The sequence below is a fragment of the Mycobacterium sp. genome, from assembly GCF_965229105.1.
Taxonomy (GTDB): Bacteria; Actinomycetota; Actinomycetes; order Mycobacteriales; family Mycobacteriaceae; genus Mycobacterium.
Window position 1 is genome coordinate 2943488 of sequence record NZ_OZ245858.1, and the last position, 24341, is coordinate 2967828.

Below are 24341 nucleotides of genomic sequence, written 5' to 3' on the forward strand. Positions count from 1 at the left end.
CCTGGTCGCGTTGTGGGTGTTTTTCGACGTTGCCGTCAATTGTGGGCTATCTTGCGAGCCTCATCCCTGGACGGAAGGTCTTTCCTGTGCCCGTATGCAACCTTGGTCGGGCAGGCGTCACCGTCGGCGCGATTGTCCTGGCTTTGTCTTTTGGGCTGCCGCTCGGCGAAGTGTTCGCGGAGCCCTCCGGTTCCGGTTCCGGTTCCGGTTCGTCGTCGGACTCAGGCAAGTCGGAGTCGAATGGCACCGACCCGGGTCCTGATACCGGTGTTGCTAGCACCGCCGTCAGTGTCGGCCCCAATGCCTCGGACGACGACATCAAGAGGGCCGAAGACATCGAGGACAAGGCGTGGCGAGAGGCCGAAGAGATGACCGCTAACAAATTCACGGACCTCGGGAGCGACGCGCTCGACGATGTCGTTGGGATGATGAACGAGGCCAACGAGCTGAACCGGGCAGCCATAGAAGCGAGATTGCGGATGCGCGACGACGCCCGCGCAATGCAGGAAGCTGCCCGAGCGGATGAGCAGGCCGCCCTGGACTTGTTGCGGATGAACGAGCCGCAGCTGGCGAGCGGGATTGTCTCCGGCGTGATCGGGATAGCCCCTGAGCTCAAGGGTTTGGCTTCACAGCGCAAAAAGTCGACGGCCGACATGGATGCCGCGGTAAAGGATCGGGCGGCGGCCATCGAGTCGATCAAGCCACTGGCTGCGGGCAATTACGCGAAGATAGGTGCTCTTGCTGAGCTGCAGCACGAGCAGACTGCGCTGACTCAACTGCAGACCGGGCAGTCTGCCAAAACTGACCAGATCATGGCCGACGCCGCGAAGGCGGAGGCGGAGGCGGGTCAGGCGCCGATCGATAGAGCCGCGTTCGTCAATGAGATTTTGGCGAATTCGGCGGATATTCGGGCCAAGCTGCAGCAGATCACCGATGCGCAGACCGCAGCACTGGGAACCATCGCGCGCCCCTGACAAGCAACCAATTGCAGGCTCAGTGTCGTGACGCGTCAGCCCCGGCACGCTGCACAGGTGCCGAAGATTTCGATGGTATGGCTGACATCTGAAAAGCCTTGGGCGGCTGCCACTTCCGCGGCCCACGTTTCAACTTCGGGCCCGGCGACCTCGACAGTGGCGCCGCAGTCGCGGCAGACCAGATGATGGTGATGGTGCGACGAGCAGCGCCGGTACACCGACTCGCCGGTGTCGGTGCGCAAGGTGTCCACCAGATTCGCCGCCGACATGGACTGCAGTGTGCGGTAGACGGTCGTCAGGCCGATGTTGTCGCCGCGCCTGCGGAGTTCGTCATGAAGCTCCTGCGCGGAGCGGAACTCGCCGATGCTGTCCATCAAAGTGGTGATGGCTGAGCGCTGGCGGGTGGCGCGGGTGACGCGGGTGACTTCGGTATCTGTCACTGGCGGTCCTCAGCTGCATGGGCTTCGGAGTGAGCTTCGCCCGCATGAGCGATGGCATCGGCGACGATGTGGGCCAGGTGATGGTCGACCAGGCGGTAGAGCACCTCGCGCCCGGACCGTTCCCCGGCGACCACACCCGCTGCCTTCAGGATGCGCAGATGCTGGCTGACCAGCGGTTGGGGCACCTCGAGGGTGTCGACCAGTTCATGAACGCACCGCTGCGACTCCTGAAGTTGGAGGACGATCGCGATCCGGACCGGCGCCGCCAGCGCGCGCAGGATATCGCCGGCGCTGTCGAGAATTTCGCGCGGCGGCAGGGTGGATAGATGACCGTGTCGATGCTCGTCTTCGGTCGCGATGGGCACTTGTTCCACTCCAGGCACAATCTATTGGAAACCGTTTTCACTTACGCAGTCCACTTTTACATGCATGATGACGCATGTCAAAGGTGACGCGTGACCGCGTGCCGCAGGAGCACGGCTAGGCTGATTGGGTTGTATCCCCATCCAGCACAGGAGTTCATACACCGTGGCGTCCGTCATCGACACCATCGCGAACCTGGCCAAGCGTCGCGGTTTGGTCTACCAGTCCGGCGAGATCTATGGCGGTACCAAGTCGGCGTGGGATTACGGCCCGTTGGGCGTGGAGCTCAAGGACAACATCAAGCGCCAGTGGTGGCGCTCCATGGTGACCAGCCGCGATGACGTCGTCGGCCTGGACAGCGCGATCATCCTGCCGCGCCAGGTGTGGGTGGCCTCCGGTCACGTCGAGGTCTTCAACGATCCACTTGTGGAGTGCCAGAACTGCCATAAGCGGCATCGGCAGGACCATCTGCAGGAGGCGTACGCCCTCAAGAAGGGGACGCGCGACACCGCCGTTGATCCAGATAGCGTGTCGATGTCTGAGATCGTCTGCCCGGACTGCGGCACCAAGGGGCAGTGGACCGAGCCTCGCGACTTCAACATGATGCTCAAGACCTATCTCGGCCCGATCGAGTCCGAAGAAGGGCTGCACTATCTGCGCCCGGAGACTGCTCAGGGCATCTTCGTCAACTTCGCCAACGTGGTCACCACCTCGCGCAAAAAGCCGCCGTTCGGCATCGGCCAGATCGGCAAGAGCTTCCGTAACGAGATCACCCCAGGCAACTTCATCTTCCGGACCCGCGAGTTCGAGCAGATGGAGATGGAGTTCTTCGTCGAACCGTCGACGGCCCCGGAGTGGCACAAGTACTGGATCGACACCCGGCTGGCCTGGTACCACGACCTCGGGATCAATCCGGACAACCTTCGGCTCTACGACCACCCCAAAGAAAAGCTGTCGCACTACTCCGATGGCACGGTCGACATCGAGTACAAGTTCGGTTTCGCCGGTAATCCCTGGGGCGAGCTCGAGGGTATCGCCAATCGGACAAACTTCGATTTGTCCACCCACTCAAAGCATTCCGGCGTCGACCTGTCATTCTTCGATCAGGCCACCGACACCCGTTACGTGCCGTACGTGATCGAGCCGGCAGCCGGGTTGACCCGGTCGCTGATGGCCTTCCTCGTGGATGCCTATTACGAGGACGAGGCACCCAACGCCAAGGGCGGCGTCGATAAGCGCACCGTGCTCAAGCTGGATCCGCGCCTTGCGCCGGTGAAGGCTGCGGTGCTGCCGCTGTCGCGGCACGCCGACCTGTCGCCGAAGGCCAGGGATCTCGCCGCGGAACTGCGGAAGTCGTGGAATATCGAATTCGACGACGCCGGTGCGATCGGGCGGCGCTACCGCCGTCAGGACGAGATTGGCACACCGTTCTGCGTGACGCTGGACTTCGACTCACTTGAGGACCACGCGGTCACCATTCGCGAGCGCGACACCATGGCCCAGGAGCGGGTTTCCCTCGACGCGGTATCTGATTACCTGGCGGTGCGGCTCAAGGGCGCCTAAACCTCTTTCCGCGAGCGCGCGTGTTTGTCCGGCGACACGCCGCATTTTCTGTGCAAATACGCGCGCTCGGCACGGGTATCCACAGGCCTGACTACCCCTGGCGATGTCGTGATTCCACACTGCGTGGGTGGTTTACGACCTTGACGCTCTGCTCCGTGAGCAGGGTGGTGTGGCGACGTCGGGACAGCTCCTTCGTATCCTGAGCCGACGGGAACTGGCGGCCAGGCTCGATTCGGGCGCACTCGCCAAAGTGTGGCCGGGAATCTACGGCTGTGGCGAGCTCGACAACGCAATGCGGTTGCGCGGGCTTGATTTACGGGCCGGCGAACCAGTCGCGGTGTGTCTGGGCACCGCGGCGGCAGCGTATGGATTCGACACCGAGGACGTCTTGGATCTGCATGTGCTCAATCCGCACGGCCACTTGCTTCGAGATAGCGATGGCTTGGTGGTGCACCGACGTGATGGCGCACCGTTGGTCGCAATCGACGACAGACCTGCGGTAGCGCCGGCCTGGACGGCGGTGGAGGTTTCGCGCGGGCTGCGACGGCCCCGTGCGCTGGCGACACTGGATGCGGCGCTGCGCAGTGGAGCGTGCAACGGTGGCGACCTGTTGAGGTCCGCGGCCCGACAGGCGGGCCGGCGGGGCATCGTCGCGACGCGCGAGCTGATCCCGCTGGCCTCGCCGCTTGCCGAATCGCCGATGGAGAGCGAAGCCAGGTTGGCGATGCACGATCACGGCTTGATGCCGCCGGTGCTGCAGTACGAGATTGTCGACAGGAACTGGCGGACCTGGAGGGTTGATTTCGCCTGGCCTGAGTACAAAGTCGCGGTGGAGTACGACGGATTCGACTGGCACAGCGGTCCCGAGGAGTTCCGGCGCGATCGGCAGAAGAAAGCCGCGCTTGGCGAGCTGGGTTGGTCCGTTCTGTCGATTGTCAGCGACGATGTCCGACGACAGGCGTGGGACATGGTGCGGCGCATCAGGGTTGAGATGGAACGGTCGGTCGCGTGAGCGTACAGATTTGTACGAAAAATGCGGCGTGTCGGCGGACAAACACGCGCGCTCGGCAGGGAAGGCGAAAGTCCTAGAAACGGCCGCCGCCGCCACCGCTGTAGTTGCGGCCGGAGGAATGCGACGACCCTCCGTATGAGGTCGGGCGACCCATGCTGCGGCCACCGCCGTAGCTTCCGCCCCAGCTGCCACCCATCCCGGTGCCGCTGAAACCGCCCCGCAGCACGCTGCCGATGATGATGCCGCCGAGCACCGACCCCAGATCGGAACTGTTGCCGCCGTACTGCGGGGCGTAGGCCTGCGCGGCGTTGCGAACGTCGTCGTTGGCCAGTGTCTGCGCCTGGGCGGCGAGAGTGGCCGCCCCATTGGCATAGGCGATTGCCTCGGCCGGATTGGTCGTCTTGGTGGCCTGGGCGGCGTCGAGTTGGCGAATGGCCTCCGAGAGTCGCGTTCGCGCCTCGGGACCGATGCTGCCGCGCCGGGTGTCGATGAAATCTGACACCGCCGTGACCCTGGACTGCCCGGTGAACAGCGCCTGCTCCAACGTCCTGGCCTGTTTCTCGGCCTCTTGGCGAAATTCCGCGATACCCGCCAGCACCCGGTCGAGGTCGGCATCGGCCTTGATGAGTCGGGTGAACACGCCCAGCGGATCGGTACTTCCGCCGCTGTTGGCCTCGCCGACGGCCTTGACGGCGGCATCCCTGGCCGATGTCAGCTCGGCCGATTGCGGTGTATTCGGTTGTCTCAGTTGCTCACCCGCCGCATGGATACCGTTTTGGATATCGGCGATGGCCGCGGGCAGTCCGGCGATGGCCCGGTTGATATCGGTCGATGCGTTGTCGACGGCATCGAGCAGCGTCTGAGCCTGACCCAGCGCGCCCTCGGCGGCCCTGATGGCGTCGATGAGACCCGTCTGGTCACCAGCGGGTCTGCTGACCAGATTCCGTCCTGTGCTGATGTTCTGGTCGGCGAACGTCAGGCGTTGTTGCGCAGCCTCGACATTGCCTGCGATCGATGCCAGCGCCGCGTCGGAGAACTGTTTGTGCAACCCCGCCAGTGTCTGCTCAGACGGGGTGAGCCTGGCGCTTTGCGCCACCATCTGCTGGGTCAGCGCGTCAAGGCGCGTCGGGGCGTTGATCAACAGGTCGCGCAGCTTCTCGAAGGCCTCGCTCTGCGTGTCGAGGGCCCGGTCGGCCCTTGCGGCCGCGACGATCACCCGGGTCAGAAGGTCCCGTTGCTGCAGTGGTGTCTCCGGGGCGGCGTCATCGAGGATCTGGCGCACGTTGAATGCCTGGGCCAGTGTGGCTTTCGCGTTCGTCACCGCTGCGGTGAAGGGTTCGGTCTGCTGGGCGCCGAATTCCTCGACCGCAAGCGCGAGTTCGCCTTCGCTGGTGCGGACGGCGTTGTCCACATCCACCACGATGGTCTTGGCCAGGTCATCGAGCGCTTCGAGGGACACCCCCGCCAGCGCAGTCGGATCGGTGGGGTCCACCTGTTTGGCCGCGGCGAACTCGGCGTCGCGGCGCCTGCGCTTGCGGTGCCGCATCCACAGCCAGAGCGCCACGACCAGCACGGCCAGGATCGCGCACGCGATGAGCAGGCCGATCCAGGACACCCCCGAACCGGTCGAACTGGAGACATTCAGACCGGTCGCGGCGGCGATGGCCGCACCGGTCCAGTTGTCGTCGTGCAGCGCCGGCTCGATGTTGTTGCGCCGCAACGACGCCGCATCCGAGTCACGCATACCGCCCGGTGGCTGAAAGTAGTAGGCCCGGTCGGTGACGGCAACGGCCAGCAGCGCGTCCTGTTCGCCGAAGCTGCTGTCGTCCATGGTTTCTTGGGCCCATTTCACCGGGGTGCGCCCGGAGAAGGTGTCGACGTACACCACCCACAGGCGGGTGCGGTTCTCGGTGTAGAGCTGATCGACGGCGTCCTGGACCTGCGTGCGCTGCGCACTCGACAGCACGTTGGCGCTATCGGTGACATAGTCCCGCAGGCGCAACGGGGGATCGGCGGCAACGGACGGAGCGAGGAAGGCGGCCGCGGTGAGAATCGTGAGCAGCATGCCGAACACCCGGACAATGGTGATGCGCATGACCGCCAATGTAATGCGCACGACGATAGAGACGGACCTCCCTGGCAGACTGTGCCCCAGTGAGCACCAATCAGAAGGACCACTACGACGATTTCGATCGTGAGCGTCCGGTGCGGGAAGTCGAGAAGACCGCGTCGCTGCCCGGGACCAACACCGAGCACCGCAGCGATTTCGCCCGCGACCGGGCCCGCGTGCTGCATTGTGCTGCGCTGCGGCGGCTGGCGGATAAGACGCAGGTGGTCGGTCCACGCGAGAGCGACACTCCACGCACCAGGTTGACGCATTCCTTGGAGGTGGCCCAGATCGGTCGCGGGATGGCGATCGGCCTCGGCTGCGACCCGGACCTGGTGGATTTGGCGGGCCTGGCCCATGACATCGGCCACCCGCCCTACGGGCACAACGGGGAGCGGGCGCTCGCGGAGATCGCCGACTCGTTCGGCGGGTTCGAGGGGAACGCGCAGAATTTCCGGATCCTCACCCGGCTGGAACCCAAAGTGCTTGACAGCGAAGGTCGTTCGGCAGGTCTGAACCTGACCAGAGCGGCGTTGGATGCGGTGACGAAGTATCCGTGGCGGCGGTCGCCTGGCCGCAGGAAATTCGGCTTCTACGACGACGACGCCACCGCTGCGGCCTGGTTGCGCGCCGGCGCCCCCGCGGAGCGGCCGTGCCTGGAGGCCCAGGTGATGGACTGGGCCGATGATGTCGCCTACTCGGTGCACGACGTCGAGGACGGCGTGATCTCCGGACGCATCGATCTGCGGGTACTGGCCGATCCGGTGGCCGCGGCGACGCTCGCGCGCCTCGGGGTCGAATCGTTCCCGGCCGCAGCATCTGATGACCTGCTGGCCGCCGCGGACCGGCTCTCGACAATGCCGGTGGTGGCCGCGATCGGAAAATACGATGGCACGCTGGCCGCATCGGTCGCCCTGAAGAGGTTGACCAGCGAGCTCGTCGGGCGGTTCGCCAATGCTGCGATCTCCGAGACCAGGGCCGTTGCCGGGGCACGGCCGTTGGGCCGGTTCGACACCGATCTGGCCGTGCCCGACCTGGTGCGTGCCGAAGTGGCGATTCTGAAGATGCTGGCGCTGCAGTTCATCATGTCTGACCACCACCACCTTCAGATTCAGGCCGACCAGCGAACGCTGATCCACGAGGTGGCGCTGGCGCTGTGGGCACAGGCCCCTGGCAGCCTGGATCCGCAGTTCGCGCCCGAATTCGTGTCGGCGAATGATGACGGTGCCCGGCTGCGTGTGGTGATCGACCAGATCGCGTCGTACACCGAGGGGCGATTGGAAAGAGTGCATGAGGCGCGGTCGCCTCGCCCGTTGTGACTGGCCACTAGACTGACCGAATGGCCGGCCGCATCCCCGATCGCGATATCGCGGCCATCCGAGAACGCACCCGCATCGAAGACGTCGTCGGTGACTACGTTCAGCTGCGCCGCGCCGGGGCCGACTCCCTCAAAGGGTTGTGCCCGTTCCACGACGAAAAGTCGCCGTCCTTTCACGTCCGGCCCAACCACGGTCATTTTCACTGCTTCGGGTGCGGTGAGGGTGGTGACGCGTACGCCTTCCTGCAGAAGATCGAGCACATCTCGTTCGTCGAATCCGTCGAGATGCTGGCTGACCGGATCGGCTACACGATCACCTACACCGGTGCGTCGACCACCAACGTGCAGCGCGACCGGGGTAGCCGAAGCCGGCTGATCGCCGCGAACGCCGCCGCCGCCGAGTTCTACTCCGCCGAGCTGGAAACCGCGGAGGCCGAACCGGGTCGCAAGTATCTGACCGACCGCAATTTCGACGCTGCCGCGGCCAAACACTTCGGCTGTGGCTGGGCGCCGTCGGGCTGGGACAAGCTGACAAAGCATCTGTTGCGTAAGGGTTTCGAGTTCAAGGAGCTCGAAGCCGCCGGGCTGTCGCGCGAGGGTAAACGCGGCCCGATGGACCGGTTCCATCGCCGGCTGCTGTGGCCGATCCGCGCGGCCAGCGGTGAGGTGATCGGGTTCGGTGCGCGCCGGATGTTCGACGACGACCCGATGAGTGCGAAATTCGTCAACACCCCGGAAACGGTGCTCTACAAAAAGTCGTCGGTGCTCTACGGGCTCGATCTGGCCAAACGCGATATCGCCAAGGGGCATCAGGCGGTCGTCGTCGAGGGCTATACCGACGTGATGGCGATGCATCTGGCCGGCGTCACCACTGCGGTCGCCTCCTGCGGTACCGCGTTCGGTGACGAGCACCTCTCGATGCTGCGGCGACTGATGATGGACGACAAGTTCTTTCGCGGTGAGCTCATCTACGTCTTCGACGGTGATGCTGCCGGTCGCGCCGCGGCGGTCAAGGCGCTCGAGGGTGAACAGAATCTGGCCGGGCAGTCGTTCGTCGCGGTTGCCTCCGACGGGATGGACCCGTGCGATCTACGGCTGAAATCTGGCGACGGCCCGCTGCGGGACCTGGTGGCGCGGCGAACTCCGTTGTTCGAGTTCGCGATTCGTACGGCCCTGGCCGAGATGGACCTCGACAGCGCCGAGGGCCGAGTCGCGGCGTTGCGTCGCTGTGTGCCGATGGTCGCACTGATCAAGGACCCGACCCTGCGCGACGAATACGCCAGGCAGCTGGCCGGCTGGGTCGGCTGGGATGACGTCGCGCAGGTGATCAGCCGGGTCCGCGACGGTGCCAAGACCGGCAGGAGCGCCCAGGGCGGCAACGGCAACCAGGCTCAGCACGGCAGGGGAGCCCGCACCGACAGCCGGCGACCGGGCACCGCGCCGGCACCGGAGCATTCTGCCGCGGCGCAGCGGCCCAACCCGAAAGATCCCACGCTGTGGCCGCAGCGGGAGGCGCTGAAATCGGCGCTGCAGTACCCGGCCCTGTCCGGGCCGGTATTCGACTCGTTGACCGTCGAGAGCTTCACCCACCCCGGGTACGCCGCCGTCCGCAGCGCGATCGAGGCGGCCGGCGGAACGGCCACGGGGATCGGCGGCGCGCAGTGGATCGATGCCGTACGTCAGCAGGCGCCGTCACCGGCCGCGGGCGCACTGGTCAACGAACTGGGTGTCGAGGGCATCCGGGTCGAAGACGAGGAGAGACTGCCGCGCTACATCTCCAGCGTGCTGGCCCGCCTGCAGGAGGTGTGGGTCGGCCGCCAGATCGCTGAGGTGAAATCCAAGCTGCAGCGGATGTCGCCGGTCGAGCACAGTGATGAATACCACGCACTGTTCGGTGACCTGGTCGCGATGGAGGCCTACCGGCGCAGCCTGTTGCAGCAGGCCAGCGGCGACGATGTGACGGCGTGAGGTTGCGGACGGGTTTACCCTGGTACTGCTGATGTCGAAGAAGGGGCTTGTCATGGGAATCGTTGCGGGTCGTGCACGTCGGATCATTGTCATCGGTGCGTTCGCGGCGGCAGCTGTCGCGGCGCCGGCCTACGCCTCCTTCAGCGCCCCCGCGGTCAGCTCCACGCAGGCAGAATGCATCTCCTGGCTGGGCGCGCGCGGGACCGGGACGTGCCTGTCGTATTCGAATTCCAGCGGGGCAGGCCAGACCGGCTTCGGCAGCCCCGGCATCTCCATCGGCGGCCCCTACAGCGGTAGCCCCGGGATCAGCACCGGCCCGCTGCTTCCGGGCCAGACGATCAACGTCCCGCTGGGCTGACCTTTAAGGCCGCGGTGGTTGCCGCGGCGGGATCACCACGGTCTGACCATCGACTTCGGTGAGTTCGACCATGCCCGCATCAGGGGACACCCGGTTGGCGATCTTGCGCCGTCCCGCGTCGATCACCGATTTGGCCACCGGGCTGTCGGTCACGGCGTGATACGTGCCGACGATCTGTTCGTAGCGGCGCCGGCCGGCCTTAGAGCCCAGCACGTAGCCAACTCCCAGTACGGCGACAAAGCGGATCACTCAGATGCCTCCAGGTCCTTCTTCAACGAAAATACGCAAGTTTGTTGCTCTCCATCCTGCCTCACCCGCGGCCGTGCGCGCCGCCGCAGGAGCGACTTTGGGTAGGACGGGGCCAGTACGCTAGAGTCACTCCTCGGTCCGCGGGAGTGCACCGCGGAGATGCCAATCCCCTGTAGCTCAATTGGCAGAGCAGCCGACTGTTAATCGGCAGGTTCCTGGTTCGAGTCCAGGCGGGGGAGCAAGTACGTCAGTCGGCCAGGTTCTCCGGGTGCAGCATCTCGGCGTAGCGCAGCTGCTCCGGAATACCGAAACCGTCGACCAGGATCTCCGCGTAGGGCCGCAGCAGCCGGCAGCGGTCATTGATACCCCGGGTCACCGCCTTGGCACGTTCGGTCGACAGATACCGGTGTTCGATGTACCAGGCCTTGTCGGCCTCGATCACCGACAGCGCGTACAGATCACACACCAGGCCGAGTACCTTGCGGGCCTCTGGGTCTTCACACGTGTCGATACCCGCTACGAACGCTTCCAGCACGATCCGGTCGATATGGGCCTTGGCGGTGTGCAGGACGTGGTCCTGGACGGCGTTGAACGCGTCGAAGGCCGACATCTCTTTGGACTTGCGCTGCAGGCGTCGGGCCACCGACGAAATCAGGTACTCCTCGCGGTCCTCGAACATCTTGACCTGGGTGCCGCGGTTGAAGAGGCTGCCCTCCTCCTCGTTGTCCTGGCGGGTGTCGAGGATGGTCTGCATAATCGCCTCGGCGGCGGTGCGCTTCATGACGCGGTCGCTGGCGAAGTTGGCCGCGAACTTCACCCACTCGACCGGGCTCATACCCTTGACGTCGTCGGCGTAGGCCGTCAGCAGTTCCTTGGCCACCAGTTGGGTCAGGACGTGGTTATCGCCCTCGAAGGTGGTGAAGACGTCGGTGTCGGCCTTCAACGCGATCAGCCGGTTCTCGGCCAGATAACCGGCGCCACCGCAGGCCTCGCGGGCCTCCTGGATGGCGTTGGTGGCATGCCAGGTGTTGGCGGCCTTCAGGCCGGCCGCGCGCGATTCCAGCTCACGCTGTTCCTCGGCGTCGGGTGACTCCGCGGATTGCAGCTCGTGGCATTTGGCCACCAACTCGTTCTGGGCGAACTGCAGGGCATACGAGCGGGCGATCAACGGGAACAGCCGACGCTGATGCACCAGGTAGTCCATGATCACGACCTCGTCGTCACCGTCGGGTGCACTGAACTGCTTGCGCTGCAACGCATACCGCGTGGCGATGTCCAACGCGACCCGCGCCGCGGCGCCGGCACTGCCGCCGACGGTGACGCGGCCACGGATCAGGGTGCCCAGCATGGTGAAGAACCGGCGGTTCGCATTCTCGATCGGCGAGCTGTAGGTGCCGTCTGCGGCGACGTCGCCGTACTTGTTCAGCAGGTTCTCCCGCGGCACCCGGACGTGGTCGAACATGATCCGGCCGTTGTCCACCCCGGGCAGGCCGCCCTTGTAATGGCAGTCCGAGGTGGTCACACCAGGCAGGTCGTTGCCGTCGGCGTCGCGGATCGGCACCACCAGACAGTGCACACCATGACTGACCGGCTTGCCGTCCTCTTCTGTCACCAACTGGGCGAATACTGCTGCGACCGTGGCGGTCTGAGCGGCACCGCCGATGTAATCCTTACGCGACGACGGCGTCGGGGAATCGATGACGAACTCGGCGGTGGCGGGGTCGAAGGTGGCCGTGGTTTCCAGGGACTGCACATCGCTACCGTGACCGGTCTCGGTCATCGCGAAGCAGCCGAGCAGGTCCAGCTCGATGATGCGCCGGACGTAGGCCTCGTGGTGCCGTTCGGTGCCCAGATTCTCGATCGCGCCGCCGAACAGGCCCCACTGGACACCGGCCTTGACCATCAAAGACAGGTCGGACATGGCCAGCATCTCGATCTGGGTGACTGCGGCGCCGACGTCGCCGTTGCCGCCGTGTTCCTTGGAGAAGCCGTCCTCGGCGGCACCCGCCGCGGCCATAATGCGTAGCTGCTCACCGACCTTCGTGCGTGCGATCACGGTGTTCGGGGTGTAGTGCGGCCGGAAAACTTCGCCGCTGAGTTCCTCTCGTACCCGGTTCTTCACGTCTCGCCAGCGACCGTCGAGGGTATTGCGCAAATGTTCCGCCGTGGAAGTCATACTCGACGGTAACCCGTGCGGCCGATTCGCAAACGTGAGTCGGCTAACGCAGGTCAACCTGAGTGAAGGGCGTGATTCTGCAGGGCGTTCAATAGCCCCATGTCCGAGGTTCAGCCAGGAGCGCAGCCACCTGATCAGGAGTTGCCGCATGACTTTGACCACACGCACGCCGACGTCAGCGGCGGCTGGCTGCGGGCCGCCACGTTCGGAGCGATGGACGGACTGGTCAGCAATACCGCGTTGATTGCTGGTGTGGCCGCCAGTGCGAGCGCCCACACGGTGGTGCTCAGCGGTGTGGCGGGTCTGCTGGCCGGCGCCTTCTCCATGGCACTAGGTGAGTACACCTCGGTCACCACCGCCAACGAGCAGATCGACTCCGAGGTCAGGGTGGAGCGTCGCTCGTTCGCCGATCATCCCAGGGCAGAGCGGGCCGAGCTGACCAAGATGTTCATCGATATGGGTCTGAGCCCCCAGACCGCCCAGCAGGCCACCATCGACATCCATCGGGACGAGACCAAAGCCGTCAACTTTCACCTGGTGCAGGAGCTCGGGGTGGATCCAGACGGTAAGCCTTCGGCGAAGGTGGCCGCGATCTCGTCGTTCGTGATGTTCGCGCTCGGCGCGATCATTCCGCTGCTGCCATATCTGTTGGGATTCGAATCGCTACCGGCCGGGCTGGTGTGCGGTGGGATCGGTCTGCTCATCGCGGGCGGGTTTGCGGCTCACTTCGCCGGCAGGCCCAAATGGGCGGGGTCGCTGCGCCAACTGGCCTTCGGTGGTCTCGCGATCGCCGCAACCTACCTGGTGGGGCATCTCATCGGTGCAGCGCTGTCGTGAATGGCTGAGTGACACAATGATTCGAAGCGTCGGGCCCGTCGGCCCGGTCAAAGTCGCCGGTAAGGTCATCGTGGCGTTGCGCTACGACCTGCTCGCCATCCTCGTCGTCGCGGCCGTCCTGCTTCCGCTACCCGACAGCCTGCAGCTGGAGAACTCGGTGGCGGCACTGTCGGTGCTCGGCATCGCCGCGTCAGTCTTCATCGCCTTTCGCAATACCAACGCCTACGCCCGGTGGTGGGAAGCGCGCACGTTATGGGGTGCGGTCATCAACGACTGCCGTTCCATGCATAACGACCTGTGCGCCGTTGATGACGGCTCACCGGAGATGGCCGCGGTACTCGACCGGATGCGTCGTTGCCAGGTCCGCTTCGCCTGGCAGTTGGCCGCCGAGTTGCGCGGTGTCGCGCCCCCGCCAGGAGTCACCGACCTCACGCCCGAGGACGCCGCCGATACGACCGCCAACAGCTTGCTGAATCGCCAGGCACGCGACGTGCAGGCACTGGCCGCCGGTCGCCATGTCGACGATTCGGCCAGGGTCATGTTGATGACGGTCAACCGGGGGTTGGTGTCCTCGCAGGGCGGGTTGGAACGGATCCGCAATCAACCCATCCCGGTTCACTACGACTTGTTCATCCGAGCGCTGGCCTGGCTGTTTGCGATCGTCGCGTTCAACCGGCTCGATGGTTCCGGGCACTACGTGGGCAGCATCGTTGTCGGCTTCCTGCTGATGGCTGTCTTCGTTGTCGCCGAACGGCTGGGGCATTTCATCGAGCAGCCGATGAGCAACCGCGTCTTCGATCTTCCGATGTACCGGTTCTGCTCCACAATTACCGCCAATCTCCTCGGCCGCGACCATCCGTTGGCCGTCCCGCGCGAGGGAGATCGCGCCTCAGTCTGGTGGTGAGGTCCTCAGTCCGGTGCGACGCCATAGCCGCCGCGCAGGTCTTTTCGTGCAGCGAGGACAGTGCGGTCACACAGCGCTAACAGCGCGTCGACGTCCAGGTTCGATGCTTCGCCAAGTCGCTTGAGCCACAACGCTTCTTCGGTCTTCAGATCAGTCCATTCCTGCTGGTCGTCGCACGGCTGCAGCAACTGCTGTTTGCAGGTATCCAGCTGGGCCAGCGAGTATCCGTGCTCGCGGAACTGTCGGTCCCATTCGTCGAGCAGCTCTTCGGTGAGCTGGCGAACGGGCTCCGCGGCGTAGATCAGCACCTCGGCCACCCCATCGTCGAGACCCAGCCTGGCCCGGAATTCGTAGAGCTCTTCGATCGCCTCCGCACGACGTTGGTCTTCGGTCTGGTCCGCGCCTGCCAGCGGCTCGGCTCCGCGCCGGACCCGCATGGTGGCGGAGAGCAGGTTCTTCAGTGCGGCCTTCTTCTCCTCAGCGGCCCGCTTCTCGAAGTCCAGCAGCAGCGCCTGGGCTCTGTCGTCTGCCCGTGCTTTTGTGTCAATGCGTTTCGACCAGATCGCCACGGTCGCGGTCGATACGACCGAGATCACCGGCACCAACGTGGTCGACAGCAGGGTCAGCACACTCATGGTGGCTTAGTCTGCCCGACTCCGCGTTCGTCGACTCCGTGTTGGTGCAGGCGAATTCGCTCAGCTGTCGCTGCCGACGGTCAACGCGATTGCCTCATCGCTGGTTTCCTGCTCAGGCGTTTCCTCGTCATCGATGTGCGTGAGGTACCGACGCGTGGCGAGCAGGACGCCCGCGGCCGCCAGCACCGCACCCGCGCCCACCCAGAACGGCACGTGCGCGTTGAACGTTTCGCCGAGCACGCCGGCCAGCCATGGTGCGGCGGCAGCGCCACCGAACCGCAGGAAGCTGTAGGCCGCCGATGCGACGCCACGCTCGACGGGGGCGGCCTTCATCACGGTCTCGGTGATCAGGGTGTTGTTGACACCGATGAACAGCCCCGCCACCACCACGCATGCCGCGAGCACGGCCTTGTGGTCGGCGCCGACCGCCATCACCGCAAGCAGCAGTGCGAAGGCCGTCAGATTGATGACCAGGACCCGCACGGTGCCGAACCGGTGTTGCAACCGCGGCGCCACCACCACCGAGGTGAAGGCCAGCGCCAGTCCCCAGCCGAAGAAGATCAGGCCGATCTGATGGGCGTTCATATCGAGGGGGAACGGAGTGAAGGCCAGCAGGGTGAAAAAGCCAAAGTTGTAGAGCAGAGCGGTGATTCCGACGCCGAGCAGTCCGCGATGGCGCAGTGCGCGCAGGGGATCGACCACACTTGTGGTCTGTGCGGCACGGGGTGTCGCGGGCAGCAGGAAGACCGTCACCACCAATGCCACAGCCATCAGCGCCGAGACGCCGAAGAACGGACCGCGCCACGAGATAGAGCCCAGCACGCCACCGACCAGAGGTCCGACGGCGATACCAAGTCCCAGCGCGGCCTCGTACAGGATGATGGCTTGGGCGACGGACCCCCGCGCGGAGTTGACGATGGTCGCCAGGGCGGTCGCGATGAACAAGGCGTTACCCAACCCCCACAGCGCGCGCCAGCCGACAATGCCCGTGACGGTGTCCGACATACCGGCCAGCCCGGCGCCGGCAATGATGATCACCAGGCCCAGCAGCAGGGTGCGTTTGGGTCCGATCCGGCTCGATACGACACCGGTGATGAGCATTGCCACCCCCATCACCGCCATGTAGCTGGTGAACAACAGCGACACCTGCGATGGCGACGCGTTGAGGTTGTCGGCGATGGGCTTCAGGATGGGGTCGACGAGGCCGATCCCCATGAAAGCGACGACGGAAGCAAAGGCAACGGCCCAGACGGCCTTGGGTTGGCGCCACATACAGTGCTGGCACTCCTCACTATTTTCAGTATTTGGGTGTTTGTGCGTTATCGAGCAGACGACGAATGACCCCGACGGCCACCCCGAGAACCTCGCGGTCGCCGTCATCCAATTGCGCCAGCAGGGGATCGATGACAGCCGCCCGGTCAGCGCGCACCCGGGTCAGGGTTGCCACCCCCTCAGGGGTGATCCGGATCAGGACCGCCCGCGCATCGCCAGGATCGACGGTGCGCGTCACCAGGCCGGCATCTTCGAGCCGTCTGACTTGGGTGGTCATCGTCGGTTGCGAGCAGTGATCCAGCGCGGCGAGGTCCGATATTCGGGCCTCGCCCTGGAGCTCGATGGTCGACAAGAGCCGGGCCTGAGCCCACGGCAACGGGGGTTGCGTGCGCTGGCTGGCCAAGCGGTTGAGCCGGGCGACAACACCGAGCAGGCTGGACCCGAGCTCGGTATCGGCAGACGGGGCACTGGCGGGGGTCATGGGGCCCAATTTACATAGAATTACTATGTAGATCAACCGTGGCGGCGAAGGTGCGGCACCGGCCACCCTCGGCTGGCTGGCAGAATCGAGAAATGACAGCGACCAGCCAGCCAGTTCCACCGCGGCGGGCACGGTCAATGCAACCCGGTGAGATGGCGCAGGCAGCGGTGATGGCCGCGTTGTGTGCGGCGACCGCCATCATCGCTGTCATCGTGCCCTTCGCCGCGGGGTTGTCGCTGCTCGGGACGGTGCCGATGGGTCTGTTGGCCTATCGCTACCGGATCAGGGTGCTGATCGCCGCGACCGTGGCAGCGGGCATCATCGCGTTCCTGATAGCCGGGCTCGGTGGGTTCATGACGGTGGTCAACTGCGCTTATATCGGCGGTTTGACCGGCATCGTGCGACGTCGGGGCCGGGGGACTCCCACGGTGGTGGTCACCTCGGTGGTGGCCGGCGCCGTCTTCGGGGTCGTGATGATCGGCGCGCTGAGCGTGCTGACCCGGCTGCGGCACCTCATTTTCGAATCCATGGGCGCCACCGTGAACGGGATGGCCGCGATGCTCTCGCGGATACCGCCACTGGCTCCCGCCGCCGATGAGCTCAAGCGCCTTTTCGCGGTCACCTTGGCGCACTGGCAGTGGCTGATCCTGGGCTACGCCATCCTCGCGATCATGATGGTCTCGCTGCTCGGCTGGTGGGCACTGTCGCGCGTACTGGAGCGATTGCGCGGCATCCCCGACGTGCACAAGCTGGAACTGTCCGGAAGCGACTCGCCGGTCGGTCCCGTACCGGCGCGGCTGCGCGACGTGAGTTTCCGCTACCCGGGTGCCGGGCATGACGCGCTCAGCCCGACGAACATCACGATCGACGCCGGCGAACACGTCGCCATCACCGGCGCCAACGGATCCGGGAAGACGACGTTGATGTTGATTCTGGCCGGCCGCCCACCTACCGCGGGGGTCGTCGAGCGACCAGGGGTGGTGGGTCTCGGGCGGTCCGGCGGTACCGCGGTGGTCATGCAACATCCCGAGAGTCAGGTGCTGGGCACCCGGGTGGCCGATGACGTCGTCTGGGGACTGCCGCCGGGGACGTCGACCGATATCCCACGGTTGTTGGACGAAGTCGGTTTGGCCGGTATGGAGGAACGGGACACCGGCGGACTGTCCGGCGGTGAATTGCAGCGTCTGGCCGTGGCCGCGGCGTTGGCCCGCGAACCCGCCTTGCTGATCGCCGACGAGGTCACCAGCATGGTCGATCAGGTCGGCCGGGAACAGCTTCTCGACGTGCTGTCAGGCCTGACCAGCCGCCGCCGAATGTCGTTGGTGCACATCACCCATTACAACAACGAAGCAGCGTCGGCCGAGCGGACCATCAGCCTCAGTGAATCGTTGGACAACGCCGCCATGGTCGAGCAGGCAGAGGCGCCCGCCGCCACCGTCACCGACACCGTCGGCAGGCCGCAGTCCGGGGTGCCCGTCCTCGAACTCGACCGGGTCAGTCACGAATACGGACACGGAACGCCATGGGCCAAGGAGGCGCTGCGCGATATCAGCTTCGTGGTCGGAGAAGGCGACGGCGTCCTGATCCACGGTGGCAACGGCTCCGGCAAGTCGACGCTGGCCTGGATCATGGCCGGGCTGACCACCCCGAGCATCGGCACGTCTCTGATCGGCGGCAAACCCGCGCACGAGCAGGTCGGTGAGGTGGCGATCGCGTTCCAGGCGGCTCGACTTCAGCTGATGCGGGCCAGGGTCGACCTCGAAGTCGCCTCAGCCGCCGGCTTTTCCTACCACGATCGTGAGCGCGTGAGTGCCGCCTTGGCTGCCGTCGGACTTGACGCCTCACTGGCCAAACGCCGTATCGACCAACTCTCCGGTGGCCAGATGCGCCGGGTGGCGCTGGCTGGTCTGTTGGCGCGGTCACCGCGGGCGTTGATCCTCGACGAGCCACTGGCCGGTCTCGACGCCGACAGCCAACGCGGACTGCTGCGGCTACTGGAGGACCTTCGCCGCGATACCGGCCTGACGGTGGTGGTGATCTCCCATGATTTCGCCGGACTGGAGGGGCTGTGCCCGCGGATCCTGCATCTGCGCAACGGTGTGATGGAACCGACGGTCGCCCCGACGGGAGGCATGTCATGACCGCCGGTATGTCAAACGCGAAAAACGATGCGCCGCCGAACAACCCGCAGCCCAAAGCTGTTGTGCTGCTGAGGCCAGTCCCCGGCCGCACCGTCATCCACGAAATGTGGGCAGGCACCAAGTTGATCGTGGTGGCCGGCCTCGGCGTGCTGTTGACTTTCTATCCGGGCTGGGTGCCGATTGCCGCGGTTGCAGTGATGGTGGCAGTCGCGGCACGTCTGGGCAACATTCCTCGCGGCACGTTGCCGTCGCTGCCGAAGTGGTTGTATGTCTTGCTGCTTCTCGGTGCGGTGACCGCGGCGTTCGCCGGTGGAAGTCCATTCATCGACGTCGGCTCGGTTCATCTCGGGCTTGGTGGACTGCTGAACTTCCTGCGCATCACCGCACTGTCGATCGTGTTGTTACTTCTCGGGCTGATGGTGTCGTGGACCACCAACGTCTCCGAATTCGCCCCTGCGGTAGCCACATTGGGACGACCGCTGCGCTGGTTTCGGATTCCGATCGAGGACTGGGCTGTGGCACTGGCGTTGGCATTGCGGGCCTTTCCGATGCTGATCGACGAATTCCGGGTGCTCTTCGCCGCGCGTAAACTACGGCCGCGGCCTGTCCTGACCTCGCGCCGGGATCAGCGCAGGCGATGGGCGCTGGAGATGGTCGACCTGCTGGCAGCGGCGATCACCGTCGCGCTGCGCCGTGGTGACGAGATGGGCGATGCGATCGCCGCACGCGGTGGCAGCGGTCAGATCTCTGCCGCGCCGTCGGGACCGAAAGCCCGTGACTGGGTGACGTTGGCGATCGTCGTTGCGGTCAGCGCCATTTCGCTGGCTCTTGAGCTCACGATTCTCGGCACCAGCGCGGCCAGTTAGCAGCTCACTAGGCCGTGAACAACGTTCCGGCGGCCGAGGCGGCCTGTGCCGGCTGGGGAATCGTCAGGTCCCCCCAGCCGGTGTTGACCGGGCCCATCGTTGACCCCAGCCATGGCACCACCCCGGGGTCGGGGCTGACACCCAGGTTGTAGGCCTGCATACCGGGCAGGTGATGCTCGAAGAAGTTGCCCAGCAGATCCACCGAGAAGATGATGTCCCCGATGAGGTTTGTGCCTTGCAGCGACGAGGCATTGATCAAGGGGTACATGGCCTCCGGGTCGCCGATCATCACGATCGAGCCGTAGTGCGGTTTGCTGCCCCCGCCGGGCACGTAGGGCGGCATGAACGGTTGCAACCCGGGCAGATCGGTGGAGAAGTACGCCGCCGGGTCGCCATAGGTCTCGACGTTGAGGAACCCGGAGTTGACCCCGTTACCCGGCACGGTGGTGTTGATGCCGGGACTCTCAAATCCGATGCCGCCCAGGCCGGTCTGCTGTGCCACGTACTCGGCTTCCCAACCGCCGAGCGAATGTCCGGTGAGGAAGATATCGGTTCTGCTGTACCCCTGCTCGGCCGCCGCGGCCTCGACCTGCTGCTGGAACACCAGTGCATCGGTGAACGCCTGCGGGGTGGTGTCGGTAAACATGATCTGCAGGTCGGTGATGAGTTGGGACACGGCGATCAGCGGATTGAACAACAGGTTGGTGCCGCCCGTCGTGCCCTGATAGGCGATGATGATCTGCTTTTGCGGCGTCACCCACACCTGTGCGGATTCACCCGAGAGAAGATTGGTCGACGTCATCTGAACACCGTTGACCGTGAACGGCTTCAGCCCGCCGGGGGTGCCGCCGAGCACGTATCCGGCGGCCGCTGCGTTGAGGAACTGCTCGACCGTCGGCGTCGCCGTTGTGGTGGGACCGGTATAGATCTCGGTCGGGGGCACCAGGACGACGGCCGGTGTCGCGGCCAATCCCAGTGCGCCTTCGATGCGCCGGAAGACGGCAAATAACGCCTCGTCGAGCGGTGCAAAATTCAGCGGGCTCTGGGGGCCGTCGGCAGCGACGGTGAGATCCAGCACCTGCAGCACCGTGTTGATGACACGGCCGGGCAGGGCGACGATCTGCGCGATCGGCGACAGCGGCTCGGGATCACCGGGTGCGGTGATCGGTGTGGAGGGGCTTGTTGTGGAGGGTTGTGGTGTGGACGGATCGGCGGTTCGGGCGGCGGTGTTGGCGGCACGAGGGGGCTCAGGAGCCAGGACTGCGGCGGGTGCGCGCGTCGCAGTCATTGTATAGCGCTGCGGTACAGCTGAATTCGCTGCAGCGCTGGACGACGTGTCAGTGGTGGTGCTGTTGGTGTGGGCTGAGTTCGGGTTCTGATGGCTACGGCCGTAGGTGGACTTTTTGGGTCCGTTACCGGTTCCCGCACTCGAATGAGCCGAGGAGTTGCCTGATGAACCGGTGTGGTCGGTATCTGCCCAGGCCACCTCGTGTCCGTGGGTGAGCGCGATCCCTACCCCCACAGCGGCCGCGACCAGGCAGCAGCGGCGTAGGACGTGATTGCCCTGGTGTGCGCTCTGCGAGGCAGGCACCGTCATCAACGTCCCCTTTGACATCCGCGATGTGGTCGTCGAGAGCCTATGACATCGCGTGATGTCAGTCTGGGTTTTGTCGCCACTTCAGGGCGTGGCCGTGGAGTTGGCCGCCGCCTGAGCCTGCGCCAACGCTTCCTCGACCGGCAGCCGGCCGAGGAACATCTCATCGAAGTACGGGGTGATCGCCTGGTATCCGGCGGCGAACCCGGCTCCGCCGGGTGCTGGAATCCGCGGCCCGTCGAGCACCCGGAAGAAGGGGCTGACATCGACTCCGCGTCCTGACCAGTAGTCGAAGTAGGCCCGCTGCGCCCCCAGCACGGCCGGGACCGCGGCACCGTCGGCGCCGACGAATGCGTTGCCTTGCGCGCTGCCCAACCAGGCCAGCACCTGGCGCACCTCGGCGGGGTGTGTGGTCGCGGAATTGCCTGCCGCAGCAATGCCATTGGTTACGCTGACCCGACCCGCGGGCCCCTCAGGCAGCATCGCCAGACCCCAGTGGAAGCCGGCCTGCTCGGCGATGGCAGCGAGGTTGTAGGTGCCGGACTGGAACAACGCCATCCGCCCGGCCAAGAACTGGTTGCGGGAGAAGTCGCCGTTGTTGTTGGTGTCCGATGCCGGCGGCGACACCTGATCGGTGTTGATCAGTGACACCAGATAGCGGAAAGCCGTTGTCGCCTGCGGATTGTCGAAGGCATACCGATCGCCCTGCTCAAAGACGCCGCCGGCCGAGCCGATGTAGTTGAGATAGATGCCCTGCAGATCGTTGGCGGCGTTATAACCCCATTGTCGTGGGCCGGTGAGCCGCGCCAGGAGTGGGCGCAGGGTGTCCACGGCTGGGTTCGGGTCCCAGCGCAGCGTAGCCAGTGTTCTCGGCGAGATACCTGCAGCGGCGAGCAGGTCGGCGTTGTAGTACACCGCGATCCCCGCGTCGGTGAGTTGCGGTACGCCCCAGAGCTTTCCGCCGCGGCTGAACTGTGCGACGACCGAGGGATCCCAATCATCAGTGGGCGCGATGTCCATCAGTCGACCGTTATCGGCGTAGCCGGACAGGTAGGCATTGGACAGCCAGAAGATATCGTCGGCGCCGCCACCGGCCACGTCGGTGCGCAAGGTGTCGAAGTATGACGAGTAGGCCACGACGTTGATCCGCACCTCGATACCGGGATGGCCGCGGGTGAACTCGTCCAACGACTGCCGGTACGCCGCGGCCACCTGGGCATCCCATAACCGCACGGTGATGACCGTTTTGCCGCTCGGCTCGGTGCTGTTGCCCAGGGCCACCGCGACGGCCAGCAGCAGCACCGCCAACAGTGCCAGTCCGCCCGCGAACAGCGTCGAGAATCGGGGCCGCGTCATTTGAGTCCCGTCACGACAATCGACCGCACGATATGGCGCTGGAAGACCAAGAACACCACCAACAACGGCACGATCGCCACCGTCGTCGCCGCCATCACCAGCGTCCACTGCGCGTTGTACTGTGACTGCAATCCGGCGGTGGCAACGGTCAGTACCTGCCAGCTGCGGCCGCTGGTGATCACCAGCGGCCACATGAAGTTGTTCCACTGCGATACGACGGTGATCAGCGTCAGGGTCACCAGAATCGGTCGGCTGGCCGGTAATACGACGTGCACGATCACGTCCAGGGTGTTGGCCCCGTCCAGGCGGGCGGCGTTGATCAAGTCGTCGGGGATCGAGCGGAAGTACTCGCGTAACAGGAAGATCGCGTAGGGCGAGCCGAACACGAACGGCAAGACCAACGCCCAGAAGGTATTTCGCAGGCCAACCTGAGCCATCATCAGGTAAAGCGGGACCACCGTCACGGTGGCGGGAACCATCAGCGTCGCCACGTACGCCCAGAACAACGCGTCCCGGCCGGGGAAGTGGAGGCGGGCGAACGCATAGGCGGCCAGCACCGAAAAAGTCAGCTGACCGAGCACGATCACCGCGGTCATCAGCGCGGTCACCACGATGGCGCGGCCGAACCCGGCGCCGGCCAGATCCGAGTAGTTCTCCAGTGTCGGCGGACTGGGCAGAGATAACGGCTGATCGGTGGCGAACTGGTGCGCTGAGGTCAGCGACGTCAACAACCCCAGCAGCAGCGGCAGCAGGGTGACTACCGCCCCGACTGCCAGCCCGAGATAGATCAGGCCGGCCGAGCCTGCCCGGTTAGCCAGCAACGTCATAGGTGATCCGTCGTCGGAAGTACAGATGCTGCACCAGGGTGACGCCAACCAAGATGACGAACAGCACGATGGCCATCACAGCGGCCCGGCCGATCGCCGCAGCGCCGAATGCTTCGGCGTAGATGCGGTGGGCGATCAGGTCGGTCCGTCCCTTCGGGCCGCCGTCGGTCAATGCGTAGACGGTGTCGAAGACCTGCGCGGCACTGACGAAACCGGTGACGAGAACGAAGAACAGTGTCGGGCGCAGCATCGGCAGGGTGATCCGTCGGAACCGCTGCCAGGCGTTGGCGCCGTCGGTGCTGGCAGCAGCGTGCACCTCGGCCGGGATCGCCAGAATGCCCGCCACGAAGAACAGCGTCACGTAACCCACATTTGTCCACACCGTCACCGCCGATACCACCGGCAATGCCAGCCCGGGATCGGTCAGCCATTCGATTCGGGTGCCCAGCACGGTGCTGACGGCGCCGTCGGTGGGGGCCAGGATCCAGCGCCACAGCACGCCGATCGCCAACGGCGCGCAGATCCACGGCAGGACGTAGATGGTGCGAAAGATCCCACTACCGGGTAATTCTCGGGCCAGCATGGCGGCCGCGGCCAGCCCGAGCATCGTCTGCACGGGGACCACGATCGCGATGAAAACCATCGTGACCACCAGCGAGTTGCCAAACATCGGATCGGTCAGCACTGCCCGCCAATTATCCAGGCCCACATAGTCGATGGGCCCGAGCAGATCCCACCGGTGCAGGCTGAGCCAGACCACCACCAGCATGGGTAGCAGCAGGAACACCACGACGCCAAACAGGCTCGGTGCCAGCAGTGCGTAGCCCAGCGCGGCGTTGCGATGGTGTGGCCGGGCCATGTAGGTATTAAAGCGGTAGCTGGGGCGTGGGCGTTACGGTG

Annotated in this window: 22 protein-coding genes and 1 tRNA gene; 11 read left to right on the forward strand and 12 right to left on the reverse strand. The window is 65.3% G+C overall.

Annotation, left to right across the window (positions count from 1 at the left end; all coding sequences use genetic code 11):
- Nucleotides 1–86: 86 nt before the first annotated feature.
- Complete coding sequence (locus ADBZ9O_RS13970; protein WP_526532161.1) at nt 87–974, forward strand: hypothetical protein; 888 nt, start codon at nt 87–89, stop codon at nt 972–974.
- Nucleotides 975–1009: 35 nt separating this feature from the next.
- Here the strand turns inward: ADBZ9O_RS13970 and ADBZ9O_RS13975 are convergent, their stop codons facing one another.
- Together ADBZ9O_RS13975 and ADBZ9O_RS13980 are read right to left on the reverse strand one after the other, a co-directional pair.
- The gene (locus tag ADBZ9O_RS13975; RefSeq protein WP_526533142.1) at nt 1010–1348 is read right to left on the reverse strand and encodes a Fur family transcriptional regulator; all 339 of its coding nucleotides are present in this window, start codon (nt 1346–1348) and stop codon (nt 1010–1012) included.
- Nucleotides 1349–1410: 62 nt separating this feature from the next.
- Nucleotides 1411–1788: an ArsR/SmtB family transcription factor gene (locus ADBZ9O_RS13980; protein ID WP_526532163.1), complete on the reverse strand. Its 378-nt coding sequence runs from the start codon at nt 1786–1788 to the stop codon at nt 1411–1413.
- A 130-nt stretch (nt 1789–1918) separates the two neighbouring features.
- Here ADBZ9O_RS13980 and ADBZ9O_RS13985 point away from each other — a divergent pair, with 130 nt between their 5' ends.
- Both ADBZ9O_RS13985 and ADBZ9O_RS13990 read left to right on the forward strand, forming a co-directional pair.
- Nucleotides 1919–3340 (forward strand): glycine--tRNA ligase, encoded by a 1422-nt coding sequence (locus ADBZ9O_RS13985; protein ID WP_526533144.1) that lies wholly within the window; start codon nt 1919–1921, stop codon nt 3338–3340.
- A gap of 127 nt (nt 3341–3467) precedes the next feature.
- Nucleotides 3468–4352 carry a type IV toxin-antitoxin system AbiEi family antitoxin gene (locus ADBZ9O_RS13990; RefSeq protein ID WP_526532165.1) on the forward strand — a complete coding sequence of 295 codons (885 nt, stop codon included), beginning with the start codon at nt 3468–3470 and terminating at the stop codon, nt 4350–4352.
- 73 nt (nt 4353–4425) lie between these two features.
- On the opposite strand, the gene ADBZ9O_RS13995 is transcribed toward ADBZ9O_RS13990, so the two are convergent.
- Nucleotides 4426–6441, reverse strand: a complete 2016-nt coding sequence (locus ADBZ9O_RS13995) for a TPM domain-containing protein (protein ID WP_526533146.1) — start codon at nt 6439–6441, stop codon at nt 4426–4428.
- A gap of 65 nt (nt 6442–6506) precedes the next feature.
- On the opposite strand from ADBZ9O_RS13995, the gene ADBZ9O_RS14000 reads away from it, so the two are divergent.
- The 3 genes from ADBZ9O_RS14000 to ADBZ9O_RS14010 are packed head-to-tail and all read left to right on the forward strand — an operon-like array spanning nt 6507 to nt 10103.
- Nucleotides 6507–7778, forward strand: coding sequence for a deoxyguanosinetriphosphate triphosphohydrolase (locus tag ADBZ9O_RS14000; RefSeq protein WP_526532167.1), 1272 nt, complete (start codon nt 6507–6509; stop codon nt 7776–7778).
- A gap of 20 nt (nt 7779–7798) precedes the next feature.
- Nucleotides 7799–9745 (forward strand): DNA primase, encoded by a 1947-nt coding sequence (dnaG, locus tag ADBZ9O_RS14005; RefSeq protein ID WP_526532169.1) that lies wholly within the window; start codon nt 7799–7801, stop codon nt 9743–9745.
- A 52-nt stretch (nt 9746–9797) separates the two neighbouring features.
- Entirely contained in the window at nt 9798–10103 is a 306-nt protein-coding gene (locus tag ADBZ9O_RS14010; protein WP_526532171.1) for a DUF7155 family protein, read from the forward strand.
- Nucleotides 10104–10106: 3 nt separating this feature from the next.
- On the opposite strand, the gene ADBZ9O_RS14015 is transcribed toward ADBZ9O_RS14010, so the two are convergent.
- Nucleotides 10107–10352 (reverse strand): hypothetical protein, encoded by a 246-nt coding sequence (locus tag ADBZ9O_RS14015; RefSeq protein ID WP_526532173.1) that lies wholly within the window; start codon nt 10350–10352, stop codon nt 10107–10109.
- A gap of 166 nt (nt 10353–10518) precedes the next feature.
- Here ADBZ9O_RS14015 and ADBZ9O_RS14020 point away from each other — a divergent pair.
- Nucleotides 10519–10591, forward strand: a tRNA-Asn gene (locus ADBZ9O_RS14020).
- Nucleotides 10592–10599: 8 nt separating this feature from the next.
- Here the strand turns inward: ADBZ9O_RS14020 and ADBZ9O_RS14025 are convergent.
- Complete coding sequence (locus ADBZ9O_RS14025) at nt 10600–12528, reverse strand: acyl-CoA dehydrogenase family protein (RefSeq protein ID WP_526532175.1); 1929 nt, start codon at nt 12526–12528, stop codon at nt 10600–10602.
- A 99-nt stretch (nt 12529–12627) separates the two neighbouring features.
- On the opposite strand from ADBZ9O_RS14025, the gene ADBZ9O_RS14030 reads away from it, so the two are divergent.
- The gene (locus ADBZ9O_RS14030) at nt 12628–13365 is read left to right on the forward strand and encodes a VIT1/CCC1 transporter family protein (protein ID WP_526532177.1); all 738 of its coding nucleotides are present in this window, start codon (nt 12628–12630) and stop codon (nt 13363–13365) included.
- Nucleotides 13366–13381: 16 nt separating this feature from the next.
- Nucleotides 13382–14269 (forward strand): bestrophin family protein, encoded by an 888-nt coding sequence (locus ADBZ9O_RS14035; protein WP_526532179.1) that lies wholly within the window; start codon nt 13382–13384, stop codon nt 14267–14269.
- Between the two features lie 5 nt (nt 14270–14274).
- Here the strand turns inward: ADBZ9O_RS14035 and ADBZ9O_RS14040 are convergent, their stop codons facing one another.
- Genes ADBZ9O_RS14040 through ADBZ9O_RS14050 form a run of 3 tightly spaced genes read right to left on the reverse strand, consistent with a single transcriptional unit; the run spans nt 14275 to nt 16657 of the window.
- Nucleotides 14275–14904, reverse strand: coding sequence for a hypothetical protein (locus tag ADBZ9O_RS14040; RefSeq protein ID WP_526532181.1), 630 nt, complete (start codon nt 14902–14904; stop codon nt 14275–14277).
- Between the two features lie 60 nt (nt 14905–14964).
- A complete protein-coding gene (locus ADBZ9O_RS14045) occupies nt 14965–16176 on the reverse strand; it encodes an MFS transporter (protein ID WP_526532183.1) in 1212 nt (403 codons plus the stop codon).
- A 25-nt stretch (nt 16177–16201) separates the two neighbouring features.
- Nucleotides 16202–16657, reverse strand: a complete 456-nt coding sequence (locus ADBZ9O_RS14050) for a MarR family winged helix-turn-helix transcriptional regulator (protein WP_526532185.1) — start codon at nt 16655–16657, stop codon at nt 16202–16204.
- Nucleotides 16658–16749: 92 nt separating this feature from the next.
- On the opposite strand from ADBZ9O_RS14050, the gene ADBZ9O_RS14055 reads away from it, so the two are divergent.
- Together ADBZ9O_RS14055 and ADBZ9O_RS14060 are read left to right on the forward strand one after the other, a co-directional pair.
- Complete coding sequence (locus tag ADBZ9O_RS14055; protein ID WP_526532187.1) at nt 16750–18798, forward strand: ATP-binding cassette domain-containing protein; 2049 nt, start codon at nt 16750–16752, stop codon at nt 18796–18798.
- Nucleotides 18795–19664, forward strand: a complete 870-nt coding sequence (locus tag ADBZ9O_RS14060; protein ID WP_526532189.1) for an energy-coupling factor transporter transmembrane component T family protein — start codon at nt 18795–18797, stop codon at nt 19662–19664. Before ADBZ9O_RS14055 ends, ADBZ9O_RS14060 begins: the two co-directional genes overlap by 4 nt.
- Before the next feature lie 7 nt (nt 19665–19671).
- Here the strand turns inward: ADBZ9O_RS14060 and ADBZ9O_RS14065 are convergent, their stop codons facing one another.
- From ADBZ9O_RS14065 to ADBZ9O_RS14080, 4 genes are all read right to left on the reverse strand, one after another.
- Nucleotides 19672–21261: a hypothetical protein gene (locus tag ADBZ9O_RS14065; protein ID WP_526532191.1), complete on the reverse strand. Its 1590-nt coding sequence runs from the start codon at nt 21259–21261 to the stop codon at nt 19672–19674.
- An 81-nt stretch (nt 21262–21342) separates the two neighbouring features.
- A complete protein-coding gene (locus ADBZ9O_RS14070; RefSeq protein WP_526532193.1) occupies nt 21343–22614 on the reverse strand; it encodes an ABC transporter substrate-binding protein in 1272 nt (423 codons plus the stop codon).
- Complete coding sequence (locus tag ADBZ9O_RS14075; protein WP_526532195.1) at nt 22611–23441, reverse strand: carbohydrate ABC transporter permease; 831 nt, start codon at nt 23439–23441, stop codon at nt 22611–22613. Before ADBZ9O_RS14075 ends, ADBZ9O_RS14070 begins: the two co-directional genes overlap by 4 nt.
- Nucleotides 23425–24300 carry a carbohydrate ABC transporter permease gene (locus ADBZ9O_RS14080; RefSeq protein ID WP_526532197.1) on the reverse strand — a complete coding sequence of 292 codons (876 nt, stop codon included), beginning with the start codon at nt 24298–24300 and terminating at the stop codon, nt 23425–23427. Before ADBZ9O_RS14080 ends, ADBZ9O_RS14075 begins: the two co-directional genes overlap by 17 nt.
- Nucleotides 24301–24341 lie beyond the last annotated feature (41 nt).